We start from the raw sequence: 20,477 nt of genomic DNA on the forward strand, positions 1-20,477 counted from the left end.
CCTGAGTCGCCCTGTAGGTTGCGAAACCAAGGGTCTGACGCCACCTGTCGGACGCAAAGTTGCGGCATGGAGCCGCGACCTGATCGATTCAAACAGCCGAAAGCGCCGCCGTGAACCGTCCCAACGCCGTCATCGAACTGTCCGAAGGCCTCAAGAAGCCCGTCGTGATTGGCGGCGGACGTCGCATCGTCTTCATCGCCGGCCCCTGCCAGATGGAAAGCCGCCAGCACGCGCTGGAAACGGCTCATCAGCTGAAGGAAATCAGCGACCGACTGAACGTCGGCATCATCTACAAAACCAGCTTCGACAAGGCGAACCGCACCAGCGCCACCGCGGCGCGCGGCATCGGCCTGAAGGACTCGTTGCCGATCTTCGCCGAAATCCGCGAAGTCACCGGCCTGCCGACCCTGACCGACGTTCACTCCGAGGCCCAGTGCGAAGGCGTGGCCGAGGCTGTGGACGTGCTGCAGATCCCGGCTTTCCTGTCGCGTCAGACCGATTTGCTGCTGGCTGCCGCGGCGACCGGCAAGGCGATCAACATCAAGAAGGGGCAGTTCCTGGCCCCCTGGGACATGAAGAACGTCATCGCCAAGGTCGTTGGCGCGGGCAACCCAAACGTCATGGCCTGCGAGCGCGGCGCCAGCTTCGGCTACAACACCCTGGTCAGCGATATGCGCTCGCTGCCGATCATGCGTGAGATCGGCTGCCCGATCGTTTTCGACGCGACCCACAGCGTGCAGCAGCCGGGGGGGCAGGGCACGTCCTCGGGCGGCCAACGCGAGTTCGTGCCGGTTCTGGCGCGCGCCGCCGTGGCCGTCGGCGTGGACGCTGTCTTCATGGAGACGCACGAAGACCCGGACAACGCCCCTTCGGACGGCCCGAACATGGTGCCGCTGAGCCAGTTCGAGGCCCTGGCCGCCGAACTGATCGCCTTCGACGACCTGGCCATCAAGCTGGGTCACAAGGGGCCGATGGCTAAGGCGGCGTGAATCCGCTAGTTCGGCGTCATGGCTGAACGTTCCCTTGATCTCGGCGCCCTGCAGTCCCTGCTGGAACGCGTGCATGACTTGAAGGTCGCCTGCGTCGGCGACTTGATGCTGGATCGCTATGTATATGGCGAGGTCAGCCGCATCTCGCCTGAAGCGCCGATCCCCGTCCTGCGCGCGCGCCGCACCGTGGCCATGCCCGGCGGCGTGGGCAATGTGGCGCGCAACGTCGCGGCCTTGGGCGGTCTGGCCCGTCTGGGCGCCGTGGCGGGCGTTGACGCGGCGGGCGCCGAGCTGACCGATCTGATCGCCGCAGAGGACCGGATCGAGAACGCCCTGATCCGGCCCGAGGGCGCCGCCACCGTCGTCAAGACGCGCTTTGTAGCCGGCGGCCAGCAGTTGCTCCGCCTGGACGACGAAGCCGCGCTCCATTCCGGCTATGCTGACAAGGTGGTGTTTCAGGGCGCGGGCGCCATCCTGCTGTCCGACTACGCCAAGGGCGTGGTGGACGACGGCGCCATCCAGGCGGCGCTGTGGGCCGGGGCTGAACACGGCGCGCCGGTCATCGTCGACCCCAAGGGCCGCGACTTCGCCCGCTATGGCGCGGTCGACGTGATCAAGCCGAACGCCAGCGAACTGTCTGGCGCCACCGGCCTGCCGACCGAGACTGACGAACAGGTCGAGGCGGCGCTGGCCGCCCTGCTGGCCTCCACGACCGCCAAGGCCGTCATCGTCACCCGCGCAGGCAAGGGCATGACGCTGGCGCGGCGTGGCGGCGGCGTCACCCACTTCCCCGGTCGGGCGCGCGAGGTGTTCGATGTCTCCGGCGCGGGCGACACCTGTCTGGCCGCGCTGGGCCTCGCGCTGGGCGCAGGCGCGACGCTGGAACAGGCGGTGCAGTTCGCCATCCTCGCGTCCGGTGTCGTCGTGGGCAAGAGCGGCACCGCCGTCGTCACGCCTGCCGAACTGATCGAGGCTGAGATGAGCCAGCACGCGGCCCTGGCCCAGTCCAAGGTCACGCCGCTGGACGAACTGTCGGATCAGGTCGAGGCGTGGAAGCGTCAGGGGTTGAAGGTCGGTTTCACCAACGGCTGTTTCGACATCCTGCACCGGGGCCACGTCGCCTATCTTAATCAGGCGCGCGGCTGGTGCGACCGGCTGGTGGTGGCGCTGAACACTGACGCCTCGGTGCGTCGCCTGAAGGGCGAGGGGCGTCCGGTCAACGACCTGGATAGCCGCGCCGCCGTTATCGGCGGTCTTGCCAGCGTGGATCGGGTGACGGCCTTCGACGACCCGACCCCCATCGCCCTGATCGAGCGGCTGCGGCCTGATGTGCTGATCAAGGGGGCGGACTACACCAAGGACAAGGTCGTCGGCGCCGCAGAGGTCGAGAGTTGGGGCGGGGAAGTCCGCCTGGCCGAATTCGCCGACGGCTATTCCACGACGAAGACGATTGAAAAGATGACTGGAGACAAGGCATGACCCCGCGAATGATCGTCGTCACGGGCGGCGCGGGCTTCATCGGCTCCAACATCGTGGCGCGTCTGTGTGAGAGCGGCGCCTGGGACGTGGTCGTCTGCGACCGGCTGGAGACGGCCGATCTCGCCAAGTGGAAGAACATCGCCAAGCATCCCATCGCCGACCTGTGGGCGCCCGACGAGCTGTTCGAACAGCTGGAGCGCCACGCCGAGCGGATCGAGGCCGTGGTGCACATGGGCGCCATTTCCTCGACGACGGAGCCGGACGCAGACCTGATCCTGCGCACCAACTTCAGCCTGTCGCGTGACATCTGGGACTGGTGCGCGCTTCGCGACGTGCGGATGATCTACGCCTCCTCGGCGGCCACGTATGGCGACGGCGAGATCGGGTTCGAGGATCGCGACGATCCTGAGAGTCTGAATGCGCTGCGTCCTCTAAACGCCTATGGCTATTCAAAATATCTGTTTGACCAATATGCCGTGCGTCAGGCGGACCGGGGCGAGGCGCCGCGCCAGTGGGCGGGGTTGAAGTTCTTCAACGTCTATGGCCCGAACGAGGGTCACAAGGGCGGCATGAAGTCGGTTGTGGCCCAGATCTGGCCCAAGGTGCAGGCCGGTGAGACGGTCAGCCTGTTTAAGTCGCACAACCCCAACTATCCCGACGGCGGCCAACTGCGTGACTTCGTCTATGTCGACGACGTGGTGAACATCATCGACTGGCTGTTGCAGACGCCGGACGTGTCGGGCGTGTTCAACGCCGGTTCGGGCCAGGCCCGGTCGTTCGCCGATCTGGCGCGCGCCACCTTCGCGGCGGCGGGTAAGGAGCCGTCGATCGCCTATATCGATATGCCCGAGGTGATCCGCGACCGGTATCAGTACTTCACCGAGGCCAGCATGGACCGCATCCGCTCGTTCGGCTTCAACGGCCAGTCGACGCCGCTGGAAGAGGGTGTGCGGCGCTACGTCCAGGAATTTCTGTCCAAGCCGGATCCCTATCGATGAAGATGCCCAGCCTGACCTTGCGCCAATGGGTCGGCTATACGGGCTTTGCGCTCGTCTTCATTCTGGTGGCCGCTGTCATGGTCTGGCGCGGCGATATACTCAAGGCGGGGTTGGATCCTCAGGTTCCGTTCCAGACCTATGAGCCGCCGCCCCCGCCTGACTATCGTCAGTCCGCAGCCTGGGCCCTGCTGGACGCCCGGGCTCCGAGCGCGGAAAACGCCGCCATCTTCTTCGTCCATTCGACCACCTACAACGGGGGGGCTGGCTGGAACGGTCCGATCGGCGACCGCAAAGCCGACGCCTATCTGAAGCGGGTTGTGATTCCCAACTATGCCGGTCCCTTCGCCAGAGCCGGCGCCATCAGTGCGCCACGATACCGGCAGGCCAGCCTATACACGCGGTTGACGCTTCGCGAGGATGCCCGTGAAGCGCGCGCCTTCGCCTATGGCGACGTCGAACAGGCGTTCGATCAATGGCTTGCGGAGCATCTGACCGGGCCCATCATCCTGGCAGGGGTCGAGCAGGGGGCTGACCTGATCGCGCGTCTGGTGAAGGAGCGCGTGGCGGTTGACCCGAGTCTGCGCCAGAGGCTGGTCGCGGTCTATCTGATGGACGCCATTGTCGCTGTGAATCAGACGACGCCGATCACCGCCTGTCACGCCCGGGATCAGACGGGGTGCGTCGTGGGTTGGTCGCAGGTCGGCGAGGGCGACGAAGGGGCTGCAAAGCGCAGGCTGCGACGCGCCTTGATCTGGGATGACCGCGGCCAATTGGTTGAATTGGGCGATCGCCCCGCTCTTTGCGTGAACCCGGTATCCGGTAGCGACGACGACGCGGCGGTTCCAGAGCGCCGTCACCTGGGCGCCGCCAACGCCACAGGGCTGGAGTGGGGGCTTCGCCCTGCCTTTATCGACCGTCAGATCGCCACCCAATGCCGCGACGGCCTGTTGCGTCACACGGTGCTGAAATCGGAATCCTTCCGTGAGTTCAGCGGTTGGGCTGACCGTCGCAAGGCGCGACCCTACAACCTGTTTTATGCGGACATTGAAGCGGACGCCCTGGCGCGGCTGGCTGCCTGGAACACCCGGCAGACTTCCTAGTCGGCTCCCGATCGGTCCGCACGCCAGTCGAACAGGGCCTCGAGCACCCGTATGGCCTCGCCGCGCGGACTGGTCAGTTCGGGGTCGCGGCTCAGGATCAGGCGGGCGTCGTCGGAGGCGGCCAGCATCAGCGCTCGGTGCTTGATCGGGTCAGCGAAGCGATAGGCCGGGAAGCCGCTCTGCTTCAGGCCAAGCGGGTCGCCGCCGCCGCGCAGGCGGAAATCTTCTTCGGCGATCTCGAACCCATCCTCGGTGCGACGCAGGGTCTCCAAACGTTCGCGCGCGGTCTCGCCCAGCGCACCGTCCTGACCGCCGTATAGCAGGATGCAGGAACTGGACTTGGCCCCGCGTCCGACGCGGCCGCGAAGTTGGTGCAGTTGGGCCAGGCCGAAGCGGTCGGCGTGTTCGATGACCATGATGGAGGCGTTGGGCACGTCAACACCCACCTCGACGACCGTGGTGGCGACCAGCAGCGGGATGCGGCCCTCGGCGAACTCGGCCATGACGGCTTCGCGCTCGGCGCCCGGCATCTGGCCGTGGGCCAGGCCGACCTCGACCTGCAGGATGCGGCGCAGATCATTGGCGCGTTCCTCGGCGGCGGCCAGATCGATGGCTTCGGATTCAGCCACCAGAGGGCAGATCCAGTAGGCTTGCGCCCCGCTGTCGACCGCCGCCTTCAGCCGTTTGGCCACCTCGCCGATACGGACCAGAGGCAGGACGGCGGTGGCGACGGGCGTGCGGCCCGGGGGCTTCTCCATCAGGCGACTGACTTCCAGTTCGCCGTACTGGGTCAGTTCCAGTGTGCGCGGGATGGGCGTGGCCGACATGGTCAGCAGGTGGACCCCGCCAATAGCCGGATCACCCTTGGCCTGAAGCCGCTGGCGCTCATTGACGCCGAAACGGTGCTGCTCGTCGATGACGGCCAGGGCCAGGCGGTGGAACTGGACCGCGTCCTGGAACAGGGCGTGGGTGCCGATGGCGACCTGGGCCTCGCCGGAGGCCAGAGCCGCCAACCGCTGACGTCGCTCGCTCTGCGTGTCGCGGCCGGTCAGCAGGATGGTCGAGACGCCGGCTTCCTCCAGCATCGGGGCCAGTCGCTGATAGTGCTGGCGGGCCAGGATTTCGGTGGGGGCCATAAGGGCGGATTGGAAGCCGCTGGACGCTGCGTCGGCCAGAGCCAGGGCCGCGACGGCGGTCTTGCCGGAGCCCACGTCGCCTTGCAGCAGCCGCCCCATCTGCTCGCCCGCGGCCAAATCGGCGCGTATTTCTTCAAGAGCGCGGGCCTGGGCCCCGGTCAGGGTGAAGGGCAGGGCGGCCAGCATCCGTCGCGAGGCCTCGCCGGGCTCGATGCGCGCCGCTGGGGTGATCTGTCGCGTGCGGCGACGGCGCGCCAAAGCCAGCTGGTGGGCGAACAGCTCGTCATAGGCCAGGCGCTGACGGGCCGGGGCCTCGGGCGTCAGGTCCAGTTCCGTCGTCGGGGCGTGCAGGGTCTCCAGCGCGGCGCGCCAGCCGGGCCAGCGCCGCGCCGACAGCCAGGCGGCATCCTGCCACTCGGCCAACTCTGGAGCCAACGCCAGCGCGCCCTGCGCCAGCTTGCGCACCACGCGGGAGGTCAGGCCTTGGGTGGCCGGATAGATGGGCTCGGACAGGGGAATCTCGTCCACCTTTTCGAGCGGCAGGATGTAGTCGGGGTGCGCGATCTGAACCTCGTTGTTGAAGCGCTCGACCTTGCCCGTGACCAGCCGCCGCTCGCCGCGCGGGGCCAGGCTTTCGATATGGCGCGGCGATCCGGCGAACCAGATCAGATGAACGAAGCCGGTCTCATCCGACGCCCGCATCTTCAGCGGCGCGCCGATCTTGTGCGGCGGGATCAGCCGGTCGATCAAAACCTCGAAGACGCCGATCTCGCCCTCGACGGCGGCGGCGGCGGTCGTGCGGCGGCGCTGGATGATCCCTGACGGCGACAGGAACAGGACGTCGCGCACCAGCGGACCCGCCAGCTTGTGCACCAGGGGCGCGCTTCTGGGCCCCACGCCCTTCAGGGTGGAGGCATCCGCGAACAGGGGAAAGAGAATCTCGGGCCGCATTAGCCTCAGCATAGCTGGCGAAAACGGAACGGGAACGCTATCTGATCCAACTCTTCACATGAACGGACCGGGCAAGGAACCGCGTGGCCGATATTGATGCACGTCCAGAGGACGCTCGGAAACAACGACTCGGCCGGATTTCCTACCGCGCCTGGCGACGCGGCTTCCGCGAGGCCGACATGGTGCTGGGGCCGTTCACGGACCAGATCGGGCCGACGCTAAGCGACGCCGAACTGGACGAACTGGAGCACCTCCTGAACGAGGAGGACCAGTACCTTTACGCCTGGATCATCGAGAAGGAGCCGACCCCGCCCGAGTTCGACGGGCCGATGCTGGCGCGCATCCGGGCCTTCATGCGCGAACACGTTGCGGCGGAAGTGGCCAAGGGTATCGGTTGATGAGTGAGGCGATGGCGCGGCGTGACGTCGAACTGGGCGGCGCGCCCGAGGGGCTGGATGCGCTGGTCGTCGCCGAGCGGCTGAAGGCCCAGGGCGGCGTCGGCCTGCTGGTGGCGCGAGATTATCAGCGCGCGGGTAATTTCACCCAGACCCTCGGCTTCTTCGCCAAGGATATTGAAGTTCTTGAATATCCGGCGTGGGATTGCCTGCCTTACGACCGTCTGAGCCCCACAGCCTCGGTTGCGGCCCAGCGCATGGCGACCCTGACCCGACTGGCCCAGCGCGATCCGTCGGACGTCAAGCCTGTGCTGGTCGTCGCCACCGTCGCAGCCGTGACCCAGCGCACGCCGCCGCGTCAGGCCGTCACCGGCGCCGGTTTCGAGGCCAAGGTCGGGCGCGATCTGGATACCACAGCACTGGAACGCTACGTCTCGGCCAACGGCTATGTGCGCGCCTCGACTGTGTCGGAGCGTGGTGAATACGCCATTCGCGGCGGCGTCATCGACGTCTTCCCGCCGGGCTTTGATGAGCCGGTGCGTCTGGACCTGTTCGGCAGCGAACTGGAATCCATCCGCGCCTTCGATCCCGAAACCCAGCGCTCGACCAAACAATTGAAGCAGGTCGCCCTGCTGCCGGTGTCGGAGGTGCTGCTGGACGCCGAGAGCATCTCGCGGTTCCGCAGCGGCTATCTGAATCTGTTCGGCGCGCCGGGCGACGAGCCCATGTACGCCGCCGTCAGCGAGGGCGCGCGCCGTCAGGGGCTGGAGCACTGGCTGCCGCTCTTCTACGACCGCCTCGATACCCTGTTCGACTTCCTGCCGGACAGCGCGCCGGTCTTCCTCGACAGTCAGGTCGAGCAGGCCCGCGCCGAGCGCTGGAGTCTGACGAGCGACGCCTATGAGGCGCGCAAGGAGGCCGCCAAGGGCAAGGGAGGCGCAGCCTATCGCGCGCCCGCGCCGCAGAGCCTCTATCTGGACGAAGGCGACTGGAACAGCGCCCTGGCCGGGCGGGCCGTGCGACGCCTTTCGCCGCTGGCGGCGGGATCGGGCGAGGACGCCGGTGGGCGTCTGGGCCGCAGCTTTGCCGCGGAGCGCTCGCAGGACAGCATCAATCTGTTCGCCGCGGTGGCTCAGCACGCGGAGACGCTGAAAGGGCAGGGTAAGCGCGTCCTGTTCGCCTCCTGGACCGAGGGCTCGGCCGAGCGTCTGGCGGCCATGCTGGGCGATCACGGCCTAACCCACGTCCTGCCGGTGCGCGACTGGGACGATGTTCTGGCGGCGCCGAAGGACATCTATCTGCGCGCCGTCCTGCCGGTCGAGCACGGCTTCGTCACCGACGAGGTCGCGGTCATTTCCGAGACCGACATCCTGGGCGACCGCCTGGCGCGGCCCAAGCGCAAGCGGCGGGCCTCCAACTTCCTGGCCGAGGCCTCGGCTCTGACGGCGGGTGATCTGGTCGTTCACCTGGATCACGGCATCGGGCGCTATGAGGGCCTGAAGACGCTGGAGATCCAGGAGGCGCCGCACGACTGCCTGGAACTGCTCTACGCCGGTGACAGCAAACTCTATCTACCGGTTGAAAATATTGATCTTCTGACCCGATACGGCACGGACGCCGACGGGGTTCAACTGGATCGTCTGGGCGGGGCCGGCTGGCAGGGCCGCAAGGCCAAGGCCAAGGAACGCCTGCGCGCCATGGCCGAGGGTCTGATCGCCCTGGCCGCCAAGCGGGCGCTGCGGGTGTCCGACGCCATCGTGCCGCCGTCAGGTCTGTTCGACGAGTTCTGCGCCCGCTTCCCCTACGAGGAGACGGACGATCAGTTGAACGCCATCGGCGACGTGCTGGAAGATCTGGGCAAGGGCACGCCGATGGATCGCCTGATCTGCGGCGACGTCGGCTTCGGCAAGACGGAAGTGGCCCTGCGCGCCGCCTTCGTCGTCGCCATGAGCGGTCAGCAGGTGGCCATCGTCTGCCCGACGACCCTGCTGGCGCGTCAGCACTTCAAGACCTTCAGCGAGCGCTTCGCCGGCTGGCCGATCACGGTGCGTCACCTGTCGCGCATGGTCACGGCCAAGGACGCCAACGAGACGCGCACGGGCCTGAAGGACGGAACCTTCGAGATCGTCGTCGGCACCCATGCAGTGCTGGCCGAACAGGTCGGGTTCAAGGACCTGGGCCTGGTGATTGTTGACGAGGAGCAGCACTTCGGCGTCAAGCACAAGGAGAAGCTTAAGTCCCTGCGGGCCGATGTTCACCTGCTGACCCTGACCGCCACGCCTATTCCGCGCACCCTGCAGATGGCCCTGTCTGGCATCCGCGAGATGTCGATCATCGCCACGCCGCCGGTCGATCGTCTGGCGGTGCGGACCTATGTCACCCCGTGGGACCCGGTGCTGGTGCGCGAGGCCTTGCTGCGCGAGAAGTATCGCGGCGGTCAGGCCTATTACGTCGCGCCGCGCCTGAAGGAACTGCCGGACATCGAGAAGTTCCTGCGCGAGCAGGTGCCCGAGGTGAAGTTCGTCGTCGGCCACGGCCAGATGAGCCCGACACAACTGGAGGAGGTGATGAGCGCCTTCTACGACGGGCAGTACGACGTGCTGGTTTCGACCACTATCGTCGAGAGCGGCATCGACATTCCGACGGCCAACACCCTGATCGTCCATCGCGCCGACATGTTCGGTCTGGCCCAGTTGCACCAGATCCGGGGCCGCATCGGTCGCTCCAAGGCACGGGCCTTCGCCTATCTTACGACCGATCCCAAGCGGCCGCTGAGCCTGTCGGCGGAGCGGCGTCTGCAGGTGCTGCAGTCGCTGGACAACCTAGGCGCCGGCTTCCAACTGGCCAGCCACGACCTGGATCAACGCGGAGGCGGCAATCTGCTGGGCGACGAACAGTCGGGCCATATCCGCGAGGTCGGGGTCGAGCTGTATCAGCAGATGCTGGAGGACGCGGTCGCCGAACTGCGCGAGGCGGGCGAGGGCGTAGCCGACCGCGGCTGGTCGCCGTCGATCAATGTCGGGGCGGCGGTCCTGATTCCAGAAGCTTATGTCCCAGACCTGAACGTTCGTCTCAGCCTCTATCGTCGCCTGTCGGACGCCGAGAAGATGGAGGATCGCGAGGCCATGGCTGCTGAATTGATCGACCGCTTCGGCCCGCTGCCGGACGAGGCGCAGCAGCTTCTGCGGATCGTCGGCATCAAGGCCAACTGCCGCACGGCCTGCATCGAGAAGATCGACATCGGGCCCAAGGGCGCGGTTCTGACCCTGCGCAACAACAGCTTCCCCAATCCGATGGGACTGGTCGGTCTGATCCAGAAGAACCAGGCCTTCTGGAAGATCAGGCCGGATCAGAAGATCGTGGTGAAGGGCGAATGGCCCACGCCCGACGACCGTCTGAAGGTCGCCGAGCGGATCACTGCCGATCTGGCGCGGGTGGCGGGGGCGGCTTAACCCCGCCCCTTCATCTGCCGGATCAGGGCGCCGAACAGGTTGACGTAGTCGTCGGTCCAGGGGCGCACCTCGGTCGGGGCCAGCTTGCGCCAGCGGCCGTCGCCCTTGAAGTCTGCCAGGCCTTCGGCGGTCGGCGAGATGGCCAGGGCCTCGGTCGAGGCCTCGGCCATTTCGGGGGCATTCGGCTGTTCGATGTAGATCTGATGCAGGTCGGCGGCGCCCAGCTGACGAGCGGCGGCGACAGCCGGCATGGTGATTTCAAGGTTGCGGTTTGACAGGTGCAGCACGACCACGCCGTCGGGCTTCAGCAGCTTCAGATAGCCCTGAATAGCCTCGACGGTCAGCAGATGGGTCGGCACGGCGTCCGACGAGAAGGCGTCGATGACCAGCAGGTCGTAGGTGCCCGGAGCCTCCTTGGCCAGGGTCAGGCGCGCGTCGCCCAGAACGGTGCGGATCGGACCGTCAGCGCAATTCGAGATATAGGTGAACCAGGACGGGTCACGCGACACGCGGTCCACCATCGGGTCGATCTCAAAGAAGGTCAGCTCGTCCTCGGCGCGCTTGTAGGCGGCCATGGCGCCTGAGCCTTGGCCCACGACGCCGATCTTGGCCGCCGGGGTACGCTGCTGGATCCGCTGCGCCGCCTGACCCAGGGGTGTCGCGGTGGCGTAATACATGGTGGGGCTGCAGGCGAAGCCGGGCGCGCGGGCCTGGGCGCCGTGCAGGGTAGTGCCGTGCATTAGGACATGGAGGTCCCCGCCCATGCTGTCGTCGCGCGTGACGGCCACCCGCATCACGCCGAAGAAGCTGCGTTCCGTCAGGTTCCAGTCGTAGCCGCGACCGACGTGGTGGGCCGACAGGGTGACGGCGGCGATGATGATGGTGAACAGGATCGCACGGTCGCGGACCAGAAAGGCGCAGATCGCCGCCCCGCCCAGAATGACCTGAACCATCTGCAATCGGGCCTGGTCGCTGAGCAGGGCGCGGAAGTCGGGGTTGTAGCGCATGATCTCAAGGATGATCGGCGGCGCGACGGCGACGCCGATACCGATGAGCAGAAGGAGGATATCGCGGCGCGACAGGGCGCCATCGCCCCACGGTCTCGCTAGACCGACCAGCACCATGACCAGAGGATACTCCCAGACGCCGTTGAAGATGACCGGGGCGAGCAAGGCGTTGAACGCTCCGCCGACCACGCCGCCCAGCGACAGCAGAAGATAGAACTCGGTCAGTCGATCCGGCGCGGGACGTCGCGCGGCCAGCCGCTGATGACACATCAGGGCGGTGAAGAAGAAGGCGGTCAGGTGGGCCAGAAGCAGCAACAGCCACTGACCGGTGTTCATGCCCACCAGACTGACCACGACGGCGCCGAGTGCGGCCTGAAGGACCAGGGTCGTCGGCAGGCTGATCCACGGCCGGGTCTGGAAGGCTATGACGAAGGTCAGCAGGTAGAGGGCCAGGGGCGCGACCCAGAGGAAGGGCGCTGAGGCCACATCCGTCGACAGGTGGGCGGTGACGCCGAGCATCAGGCTGGACGGCGCCGCAGCCAGCAGGACCAGCACGCCCTTCTCGCGCCAGGGAATGGGCGCGCTGACGGCCAGAGGCGCGGGCTCAGGTGCGTCCTGCGCGCGACGGCGCCAGACCACGACCGCCAGGCCGACCACCAGAATGACGAAAAGCCCGTAACCGCCGGTCCAGCCGACTCTTTGGCCAGACAGGGACATCAGCGGTTCGATCACGGCCGGGTAGGCGAGCAGGGCCAGAAAGCTGCCGAGGTTGGAGGCGGCATAGAGGACGTAGGGGTTCTGACCATCGGCGTGGTCGGCGCGCACACGGGCGTACCAGGCCTGAAGGAGCGGCGCCGTGGCTGACAGGATCGCGAACGGCGCGCCGACCGACAAGGCCAGCGTCGCCAGCAGCCAGGCATTCGGAGCCGCAGGATCAGGTTCACCCAACAGGCCGCTGATCTGTAAGGGCAGAAACAGCGCCGCCGCCGCCAGAAGGCCGAGATGAACGACCGCCTGCCATTTCAATGATCGAACGCGCTGCAGCAGATGCGCATAGCCGTATCCGGCCAGCAACGCGGTCTGGAAGAAGACCATGGAGGTGTTCCACACCGATGGCGATCCACCCAGCATCGGCAGGACCAGCTTGGCCACCATCGGCTGGACGATAAAAACGAGAGACGCCGAGGTGAAGATGGCGACGGCGAACAAGACGGGTGTTATCGCTGCGCCCTTGCGGAGGGCCGTCGTCATGGTGGAATCGGTCATTCGCGATCCGCTGGCTGTTGCGGGTCGACTGACCCGCTCCCTGACGGCAGCCTTAGACCGACTCGCAGACGGAGCGCATAGCCATGTTCCCCGATGATATTCAGGCTGCGGCTGGAGCCGTGATCGAAGCCGGGCTTAAGTCCGGGGTCATGGTGGCGACGGCGGAAAGCTGTACCGGCGGTCTGGTGTCGGGCGCGATCACGGCCATCGCGGGGTCGTCGGCCGTGCTGGATTGCGGCTTCGTCACCTATAGCAACGAGGCCAAGGTCGAGCTTCTCGGAGTGGACGGCGAACTTCTGGAGCGTTTCGGCGCCGTGTCGGACCCCGTCGCGCGGGCGATGGCGCAGGGGGCGGTTCAGAGATCGCGGGCCTCGGCGTCGGTGTCCATCACCGGGGTGGCGGGGCCTGGCGGAGGCTCAATCGAAAAGCCCGTCGGACTGGTGCATTTCGCGGCCGTCGGACGCGACGGCGTCGTTGTTCATGACGAACGCTGGTTCGGCGATATCGGGAGGGAGGCGGTGCGACTGGAAAGCGTGCGCGTCGCCCTGGCCATGTTGCTGAGGGCGGTGACCGCGTGACGGGGCTTGTGGTGGATGCGCGCGGGCATCGTTGCCCCGTGCCGAGCTTGCGTTTACGCAGGGCGATGGAGGGGGCGGCGCCGGGCGCGCGGCTGACCTTGCTGGCGACGGACCCGATGGCGCGGATCGACGTACCCTATCTGATGGGGGATCTGGGCGGGAAGGTCTGTGGGGTCGAGGAGCAGGACGGCGTGCTGCGCATCACTGTCGAGACTGGCGGCGTTCCGACAGATTGACGACCGAGCTGTCAGCCTCAACTTCCGGCTCCGGCGTTTTCCACGCGATCTCCAGTTCGGTGGCGAAGGCCCCGCCGTAGAAGATGGCGTTGACGTTCCATGATAGCCAGATCAGCAGCACAACCACCGCACCTACCGAGCCATAGGTGGCGCCGAGCTGGGCGATCTGCTCGACATAGATGGCGCAAAGCCATGAGAAGAAGGTCGACATGACCGTGGCGATCAGACCCCCCATGATCGCCGCCTTCCACGCCACGCGCGCGGCGTGGGACATGGCGTAACGGTAAAGCATGGTCAGGCCGAGCCACAGGCCGAGCGAGGGCCAAAGGCCGTCCAGCGGCAGCACCAGAAGACCGACGGGGTCCTGGGCGTGGGTGTGCTCCATCAGCCGAGATGTCACGACTGCGCCAGACACCACGGTGAACAGGACGAAGGCGGCCAGCGCGACCAGGAAGGCCAGCATGTTGAACTTGAAGAAGCCGTGCGGCTCGGTCTCGTCGTGGATCAGGTTCAAACCCGCCAGCAAGGCCTTGAAACCGCGGTGCGCGGCGTATGCGCCGATGATCAGGGCGAGAGCGCTTTGCGCCGATACAGTGCGGGCCGAGGCGTTCGCCAGGCGGTCGATCTCGTTCAGGAAGATGGAGCGCGCCGCGTGCGGGACGACATCGGCCAGTGCCGCCGCTTGCTCGCTGACCTGACCAATGGAGAGGACAACCTTGTAGAAGCCGATCAGGATGGCGATGGCGGGGAAGACGGCCAGCAGGGCGAAGAAGGATACGCCGCCCGTGTAGAGCATGACGTCGCGCCCCCAACTCCGGGTGAAGGAGCGAACCGCCAGCTTGCCCCAGAAAAGGGGCAGGGCCGTCAATCGGTGTTGTTGGTTCAAGCCTGGACCTCGGCATCCGTCAAAGCGACCGATTAACCTCATTCGGCCAATGGCGAAACCCTCTGTCAGCGCGGTTTAAATTGTAACCTGAGGTCGGCGCCGGCCCCATTGCTAGACAGGGGGAGGCGTCGGTATCATCGCCACGGCTCGGAGCATCGGCGTCGGGGGCGAACCGACCGGGCCTCAAGGAGAGACTTTTGGATTCCGATCCGCGCGTACTGGTTGTCGCTTTCGATGACGACCTGATCGGCCCGCTTTGCGAGGGTCTGGACCAATTGGGATGGCCCACGATGACGGCGCGGACGCTGGACGCCGCCGTTCTGGTATTGAAGGATATGGCGGTCGATGCGGCCGTAATTGACGCGCGCGGAATGGAGGGCGGCGCCGCGCTGGCCCGGCTTCGTGAGGCCGCCGCGCCGCGCTACCTGCCCATCCTCATGATCGATGACGAGTCAGGCCAAGGCGACGCCGATCTTGCCATGTCTTCGGCGCCGCATCCGGCGCAGGCCGCCTTGCGGCTCGATCAGTTGACGCGCGCCGGCATCGCCGAAGAGGAGTTCAAGCTGCGGCAGCAGACATTCGCGGCTCACGGGGTGACCCTGCAGGCGCCCGATCTCGGCGATACGCCCCTGCAAATTCTGACGGCGGGAGCGGCCGACCGTCGCTTCCTAGCCATGTCCAACGCCCTGTCGGCCGCCGGCGCCGAGGTTATCGCCGCGCCGACGCCCTACACCGCTTTCGACTACCTGCATGAGCGGGCGTTTGACGCCGCCGTGCTTTGGGGTGATCAGGATCATGCGCCGGCCTTGTCGATCGCGTCCGGCATGAAGCGGAATACGCGCCTCTATCATATTCCGCTGGTGCTCTATTTGCGTGGTGCGGCCGAGGTCGAACTGGCGGATCTGTTCCGCAGAGGCTTCGCCGATGTGGCCGCGGCTGAAACGCCGGAGGACGAGACGGCCGAGCGGGTTCTGGCTCTGGCTCGCAACCATCGCCGTCGTCAGGCCATCCGGCGCGCCCTCGATTCAGTTCGGGGCTCGGACCTGACGGACGCGGCCACCGGCCTGTTCACGCGCGATTTGTTCGCCTCCCATCTGGCGCGTCTCGCCGAGGGCGCGCGATCACGCAATCGCGCGCTGTCAGTCTGCGTTCTGCGAGTAGCCGAACGTGACCCTGTCGTTCAGGCGCGCGAAGGCGGCTGGCTGGATCGCGCCATGCCCCAGATCGGCGCCATGGTGTCGCGACTTGTGCGCGTAGAGGATACTGCGGCGCGACTGGGACCCGAACTGTTCGCTCTGGTCCTCCCCGCCACGAGCGCGGCCGCTGCACGCATGGCGGCCGAACGAATCTCTGCCGTGATCGCCTGCACCGCTTTCGACGCGGGCAAGGATCGTTCGCCCTTCGTGGTCGAGTTTGAAGTCGGGGTGGCGGAAATGCGCAACGGAGAAACGCCTGCGGCCGTGCTTGAGCGGGCGTCGGCGGATATGTCCAGGAGCTAGGCGGGCAGTTCCACCGAGGCCACGGCCTGGGCGGCGAGGCCTTCGCCGCGACCAGTGAAGCCGAGGCCCTCGCTCGTCGTCGCCTTGACGCTGACCGCGTCGAGCGGAATCTGAAGCAACTCGGCGAGGCGTTCGCGCATGGCCAGGCGATGCGGTTTCACCTTGGGCTGCTCGCAGATCAGGGTCACATCGACATTCACGATCCGGCCGCCGCGCGCGCTCACGCGTTCAGCTGCATAAACCAGGAAGCGGTCCGACGAGGCGCCTTTCCATTGCGGATCGCTGGGCGGAAAATGGTCGCCGATGTCGCCGTCGGCGATAGCACCGAGGATCGCGTCGGTCAGGGCGTGCAGGCCTGCATCGGCGTCGGAATGCCCAATCAGGGTCTGGTCGTGAGGAATTTCGACTCCGCACAGCCAGACCGAGGTTCCCGGCCCCCAGCGATGCACATCATAGCCCTGGCCGATGCGGAAGGTCTTGGGCGACAGGGCCTCGGCCATGGCGAAATCCTCGGGATAGGTCAGTTTCATCAAGCGAGCGTCGCCCTCGACCAGGCGCACCCGGCCGCCGATGCGCTCGACCACGGCGGCTTCGTCCGTGGGGGCGGCGGCATTGGTCCAGGCGGCGTAGGCGTCGCGGATGGTCTTGAGGCGGAAGGCTTGGGGCGTCTGGGCGCGCCAGAGACTTTCGCGCTCGACGCCGCCGACAACCAGGCCGTCCACGCCGCGACGCAGACTGTCGGCCACGGGAAGGGCGGGCAGGGCCCCGTCGGCGTCATTCAGCGCCGCCAGCAGGCGTTTGATCACCTCGGAGGTCAGGAACGGTCGGGCTGCGTCGTGGATCATGACCGGCGTGTCGTCCTTGGCGGCCAGAGCGGTCAGGCCAGCGCAGGCTGATTCTGCCCGCGTGGCGCCGCCGATGACTGCGGTCCATCCTGACAGCCCGTCCAGCGCCTCGTTCAATCGAGATTCGGCGCCTGGCGCGACGACGACGAGAACTGGATCGGCCCCTGCCTTCAACAAGGTCTCAACCGACCAGCGGACCATCGGCTTGGCGCCGACGCTCCGCCATTGCTTGTCTCCGCCGGCTCTCGAGCCGGAACCGGCCGCCACAACGATTGCTGCAAATCCCATGTCCGGCCTTCTAAGCGCCCCAGTTCCGCTTGACGAGAGGGGCAACAGTTGGCGGTAAGGGCCATATGAGCACAGGATTGCAAATCGGAGACGTGCGGATCGCCGGCCGGGTGCTGATGGCCCCCATGACGGGGATCACTGACCTGCCATTCCGCGTGCTCGCCTCCAAGCTCGGCGCGACCTACGTCGCGACTGAAATGGTCGCCTCGGCGGAACTGGCGCGCGGGCGGCCCGACGTGGTGCGACGTGCGGCTGTCGGCGGCGGACTGCCGCTGACGGTGATCCAGTTGGTCGGCGGAGATCCCGCCGCCATGGCTGAGGGCGCGCGCATGGCCGAAAAGGCCGGCGCGGACATCATCGACCTGAATTTCGGCTGCCCGGCCAAGGAAGTGACCGGCGCGGCCTGCGGTTCGGCGCTGATGCGCACCCCCGAACGGGCGGCGGCGATCATGGGGGCCGTTGTCGCGGCCGTCAGTCGCCCGGTCACAGTCAAGATGCGTCTGGGCTGGGACGAGAACAGCCATAACGCGGCCGATCTGGCGCGGCGCGCCGAGGATCTCGGTGTTGCCGCCGTCACGGTGCATGGGCGCACCCGCAAGCAATTCTATACCGGCGCCGCGGACTGGGACGCGGTGGCCGAGGTCAAGCGGTCGGTGGGCATTCCAGTCATCGTCAACGGCGACATCATAACCGCCGAACAGGCGCGAGAGGCCCTCGCTCAGTCCGGCGCCGACGGCCTGATGCTGGGACGAGGGGTCTATGGTCGGCCCTGGCTCGCGGCCCATCTGGAACGCGCGCTGGCGGATGGAGCCCGACTTCAGGAACCTGGTCGTGAAGAGCGTCTGGCCATCGTCATCGAGCACCTGCGGGCTTCAGCGGCATTCTACGGCCTCCCGCTTGGCCTGAAGATGTTCCGCAAGCATCTGGGCTGGTATATCGAACAGGCGCCCTGGCCGGAGGAACCGTTGGAGCGACGCGCCGCCAAGGCGCGCCTCTGTCGGCTGGAGACGCCCGGTGAGGTTGAGAAAGCGCTTTCCCAGCTTTGGTCGGTTGCGGTGGATCAATTCAGCAACTCTAGTGTTGAAAATCGGCCACAGTTGGTTGAAGCTGCAAGGTGATGACGGAGTTGCCTGCCGCGCAGACTGAAGGTCACGACCCCGAGCGTTCGCTCTGGGGGCGTTTGGCTAGCGGTCGCGCCCGGGCCTTGTTCGTCTCTGCCTACGCTGTCGCCTCCTTGATCGCCGCCGCGGCGATTTGGCTGGTTGCCATCGCGCCAGGCGCGACAGCCGGCGGCGATGCACGAACAGCGGCAAGTCAGTTCGTCCTGTTCATCCTGCTGGCCAACCTGGTCTTAATCGGCGGTCTGGCCGCAGTGATCGGCGGGCGGGTGCTGCGTCTGACCAGGAACCGCAACGACCCTGGCTCCCGGCTGCATTTGCGATTTGTCACCCTGTTTTCATTGGTCGCCGTCGTTCCGGCGGTCCTGATCGCGCTGGTGTTCGGTGTCCTGGTCAACCGCGGCGTGGACCAGTGGTTCAGCACCAACGTCCGTTCGGCGGTAGAGAACGGCGCCGAAATCGGCCGGGCCTACGTCGCCGATGTCGGCGCGGGGCTGGAGGTCGATCTTGAGACCATGTCGACGGAATTGGGCGGGGTGCGAAGCCTGTTCGACAACCGCATTCAATTTTCACGCGCTCTGGCCCAGATCGGCGACTTCTTCGGTTATCCGGCTCTCTATATTCTGAGCAGCGACGGAGAGGTGCTGGCCAGCGGCGAGCAGCCCGACGCGCCGCCCTATGTTGCCCCTCCGCAGGAAGCGTTTGAGACTGTGGCGGCCGGCGAAGTGGCGCCGACGACCGTGACTGAAAACCCGGACATGGTGCGAGCGCTGTATCCGCTGCCTGACTATGGTCACGCCTACCTCTATGTCGTCCGGCCCCTGGCGCCGGGTCTGATCCAGCGGATGCGCAATGGCGAGGAATCCATCGCCGCCTATCGCGCCGCCGAGGAAAGTCGGGCGCGGATTCAAGCGGCCTTCGCGCTGAGCTATTTGGAGACCGCCCTGCTGGTTCTGGTCGGCGCGGTCTGGCTGGCCATGTCTGCGGCCAGTTCGATTTCGGCTCCCATCGGCCGTCTGGTGAAGGCGGCGGACCAGGTGGCGGGCGGCGACCTGAGCGCGCGGGTCGACAATACGGGGGCGCCGTCAGACCTGATCGTCCTGTCCGAGGCCTTCAATCGGATGACCGGCGACATCATGACCCAGCAGGCGGCGCTGAAGACCGCCAGCGACGACGCCCAAGGCCGCAGTCGTTTCATCGAGACGGTCTTGTCGGGCGTCAGCGCCGGAGTGATCGGTCTGGACCGCATGGGCCGCATCTCGGCCATCAACGACAGCGCCAGCCAACTTCTGGCCATCGACGAGGCGGATGTGCAGGGGCGATTGCTGGCCGAGGTCGCGCCTGAACTGGCTGAACTTTCCGAACGCGCCGAGGCCCACATTGAAGAGGACATCGACGTCAGCCGCGCCGGTGAAGCCCGTCGTCTGCGCGTCCGTATCGAAGGCGGGCAGGGTGGCGAGATGGTCCTGACCTTCGACGACATCACACGGCTGGTCACGGCTCAGCGCAACGCCGCCTGGCGCGACGTTGCCCGTCGCATCGCCCACGAGATCAAGAATCCCCTGACGCCGATCCAGCTGTCGGCCGAACGTCTGCGTCGCAAATACCGTTCGCAGGTCAGCGACGATGTCGAGGTGTTTGACCGTTGCACCGAGACCATCATCCGACAGGTCGGCGACATCGGCCGCATGGTGGACGAGTTCTCGTCCTTCGCCCGGATGCCGGCCCCGCGCTTCACGCGCGAGAACCCCGCAGAAAAGCTGCGCGAGGCGGTATTCGCTCAGCGTGTGGCGGCGGCGGATATCGTTGTTGAACTGATCGAACCCCTGCCGGACGCCATCTTGCAATGCGACGGGCGCATGGTCGGTCAAGCCCTGGCCAACATCCTCAAGAATGCCGGCGAGGCCGTTTCCGCGCGGCGGATGCGCGATACGGCTCCAACGGAAGCAACCGGCATCATCGCCCGCCTGACGGTCGAGGGCGGGATCGCCACCTTCGTGATCGAGGACGACGGCGTCGGTCTGCCGGCCAAGGATCGTGATCGCCTGACCGAGCCCTATGTTACGACGCGCGAGAAGGGCACGGGCCTGGGCCTGGCCATCGTCAAACGCATCTGTGAAGACCACGGCGGTGAGCTGAAGCTGGCAGACGCCGAGACTTTATCGGGCGCACGCGTGTGCCTGATCTTCCCCCTGACCCAAGACAGCAAGGCTGCCCAACGTGCCCCCGGCACGGCGCGGGCGGCGGAGTAAGA

At 66.6% G+C, this 20,477-nt stretch carries 15 protein-coding genes; 11 read left to right on the top strand and 4 right to left on the bottom strand.

The window, feature by feature from the left end; translation table 11 throughout:
• Nucleotides 1–110: 110 nt before the first annotated feature.
• Genes kdsA through ACFYLW_RS05345 form a run of 4 tightly spaced genes read left to right on the top strand, consistent with a single transcriptional unit; the run spans nt 111 to nt 4,566 of the window.
• Nucleotides 111–989, top strand: a complete 879-nt coding sequence (kdsA, locus tag ACFYLW_RS05330; RefSeq protein WP_292082722.1) for a 3-deoxy-8-phosphooctulonate synthase — start codon at nt 111–113, stop codon at nt 987–989.
• Between the two features lie 18 nt (nt 990–1,007).
• A complete protein-coding gene (gene rfaE2 / locus ACFYLW_RS05335) occupies nt 1,008–2,468 on the top strand; it encodes a D-glycero-beta-D-manno-heptose 1-phosphate adenylyltransferase (protein ID WP_312062766.1) in 1,461 nt (486 codons plus the stop codon).
• The gene (gene rfaD, locus ACFYLW_RS05340; RefSeq protein ID WP_312062767.1) at nt 2,465–3,466 is read left to right on the top strand and encodes an ADP-glyceromanno-heptose 6-epimerase; all 1,002 of its coding nucleotides are present in this window, start codon (nt 2,465–2,467) and stop codon (nt 3,464–3,466) included. Before rfaE2 ends, rfaD begins: the two co-directional genes overlap by 4 nt.
• Nucleotides 3,467–3,468: 2 nt before the next feature.
• Nucleotides 3,469–4,566 (top strand): DUF3089 domain-containing protein, encoded by a 1,098-nt coding sequence (locus ACFYLW_RS05345; protein ID WP_312062821.1) that lies wholly within the window; start codon nt 3,469–3,471, stop codon nt 4,564–4,566.
• On the opposite strand, the gene recG is transcribed toward ACFYLW_RS05345, so the two are convergent.
• The gene (gene recG / locus ACFYLW_RS05350; protein WP_312062768.1) at nt 4,563–6,653 is read right to left on the bottom strand and encodes an ATP-dependent DNA helicase RecG; all 2,091 of its coding nucleotides are present in this window, start codon (nt 6,651–6,653) and stop codon (nt 4,563–4,565) included. The two genes, ACFYLW_RS05345 and recG, sit on opposite strands and share 4 nt — an antisense overlap.
• Nucleotides 6,654–6,736: 83 nt before the next feature.
• On the opposite strand from recG, the gene ACFYLW_RS05355 reads away from it, so the two are divergent.
• Both ACFYLW_RS05355 and mfd read left to right on the top strand, forming a co-directional pair.
• On the top strand, nt 6,737–7,051 hold the full coding sequence (locus tag ACFYLW_RS05355) for a succinate dehydrogenase assembly factor 2 (protein WP_292082726.1): 315 nt from the start codon (nt 6,737–6,739) through the stop codon (nt 7,049–7,051).
• Between the two features lie 11 nt (nt 7,052–7,062).
• Nucleotides 7,063–10,500 (top strand): transcription-repair coupling factor, encoded by a 3,438-nt coding sequence (gene mfd, locus ACFYLW_RS05360; RefSeq protein WP_312062770.1) that lies wholly within the window; start codon nt 7,063–7,065, stop codon nt 10,498–10,500.
• Here the strand turns inward: mfd and ACFYLW_RS05365 are convergent.
• Nucleotides 10,497–12,773: a fused MFS/spermidine synthase gene (locus ACFYLW_RS05365; RefSeq protein ID WP_312062771.1), complete on the bottom strand. Its 2,277-nt coding sequence runs from the start codon at nt 12,771–12,773 to the stop codon at nt 10,497–10,499. The genes mfd and ACFYLW_RS05365 overlap by 4 nt on opposite strands.
• An 83-nt stretch (nt 12,774–12,856) precedes the next feature.
• Here ACFYLW_RS05365 and ACFYLW_RS05370 point away from each other — a divergent pair, with 83 nt between their 5' ends.
• Nucleotides 12,857–13,351: a CinA family protein gene (locus tag ACFYLW_RS05370; protein WP_312062773.1), complete on the top strand. Its 495-nt coding sequence runs from the start codon at nt 12,857–12,859 to the stop codon at nt 13,349–13,351.
• Nucleotides 13,352–13,389: 38 nt separating this feature from the next.
• A complete protein-coding gene (locus ACFYLW_RS05375; protein ID WP_390182913.1) occupies nt 13,390–13,587 on the top strand; it encodes a sulfurtransferase TusA family protein in 198 nt (65 codons plus the stop codon).
• Here ACFYLW_RS05375 and ACFYLW_RS05380 read toward each other — a convergent pair.
• On the bottom strand, nt 13,553–14,383 hold the full coding sequence (locus tag ACFYLW_RS05380; protein ID WP_390182931.1) for a YihY/virulence factor BrkB family protein: 831 nt from the start codon (nt 14,381–14,383) through the stop codon (nt 13,553–13,555). The two genes, ACFYLW_RS05375 and ACFYLW_RS05380, sit on opposite strands and share 35 nt — an antisense overlap.
• 287 nt (nt 14,384–14,670) lie before the next feature.
• Here ACFYLW_RS05380 and ACFYLW_RS05385 point away from each other — a divergent pair, with 287 nt between their 5' ends.
• On the top strand, nt 14,671–15,972 hold the full coding sequence (locus ACFYLW_RS05385; protein ID WP_312062776.1) for a diguanylate cyclase domain-containing protein: 1,302 nt from the start codon (nt 14,671–14,673) through the stop codon (nt 15,970–15,972).
• Here the strand turns inward: ACFYLW_RS05385 and ACFYLW_RS05390 are convergent.
• Nucleotides 15,969–17,105 carry a bifunctional 2-C-methyl-D-erythritol 4-phosphate cytidylyltransferase/2-C-methyl-D-erythritol 2,4-cyclodiphosphate synthase gene (locus ACFYLW_RS05390; RefSeq protein ID WP_312062778.1) on the bottom strand — a complete coding sequence of 379 codons (1,137 nt, stop codon included), beginning with the start codon at nt 17,103–17,105 and terminating at the stop codon, nt 15,969–15,971. The genes ACFYLW_RS05385 and ACFYLW_RS05390 overlap by 4 nt on opposite strands.
• A gap of 65 nt (nt 17,106–17,170) precedes the next feature.
• Between ACFYLW_RS05390 and dusB the strand changes: the two genes are divergently transcribed.
• Nucleotides 17,171–18,223, top strand: coding sequence for a tRNA dihydrouridine synthase DusB (gene dusB / locus ACFYLW_RS05395; protein WP_312062779.1), 1,053 nt, complete (start codon nt 17,171–17,173; stop codon nt 18,221–18,223).
• On the top strand, nt 18,223–20,475 hold the full coding sequence (locus ACFYLW_RS05400; protein WP_390182915.1) for an ATP-binding protein: 2,253 nt from the start codon (nt 18,223–18,225) through the stop codon (nt 20,473–20,475). The genes dusB and ACFYLW_RS05400 overlap by 1 nt, the downstream gene beginning before the upstream one ends.
• Nucleotides 20,476–20,477 lie beyond the last annotated feature (2 nt).

The organism is Brevundimonas sp. NPDC007368, assembly GCF_042869015.1.
GTDB lineage: Bacteria > Pseudomonadota > Alphaproteobacteria > Caulobacterales > Caulobacteraceae > Brevundimonas.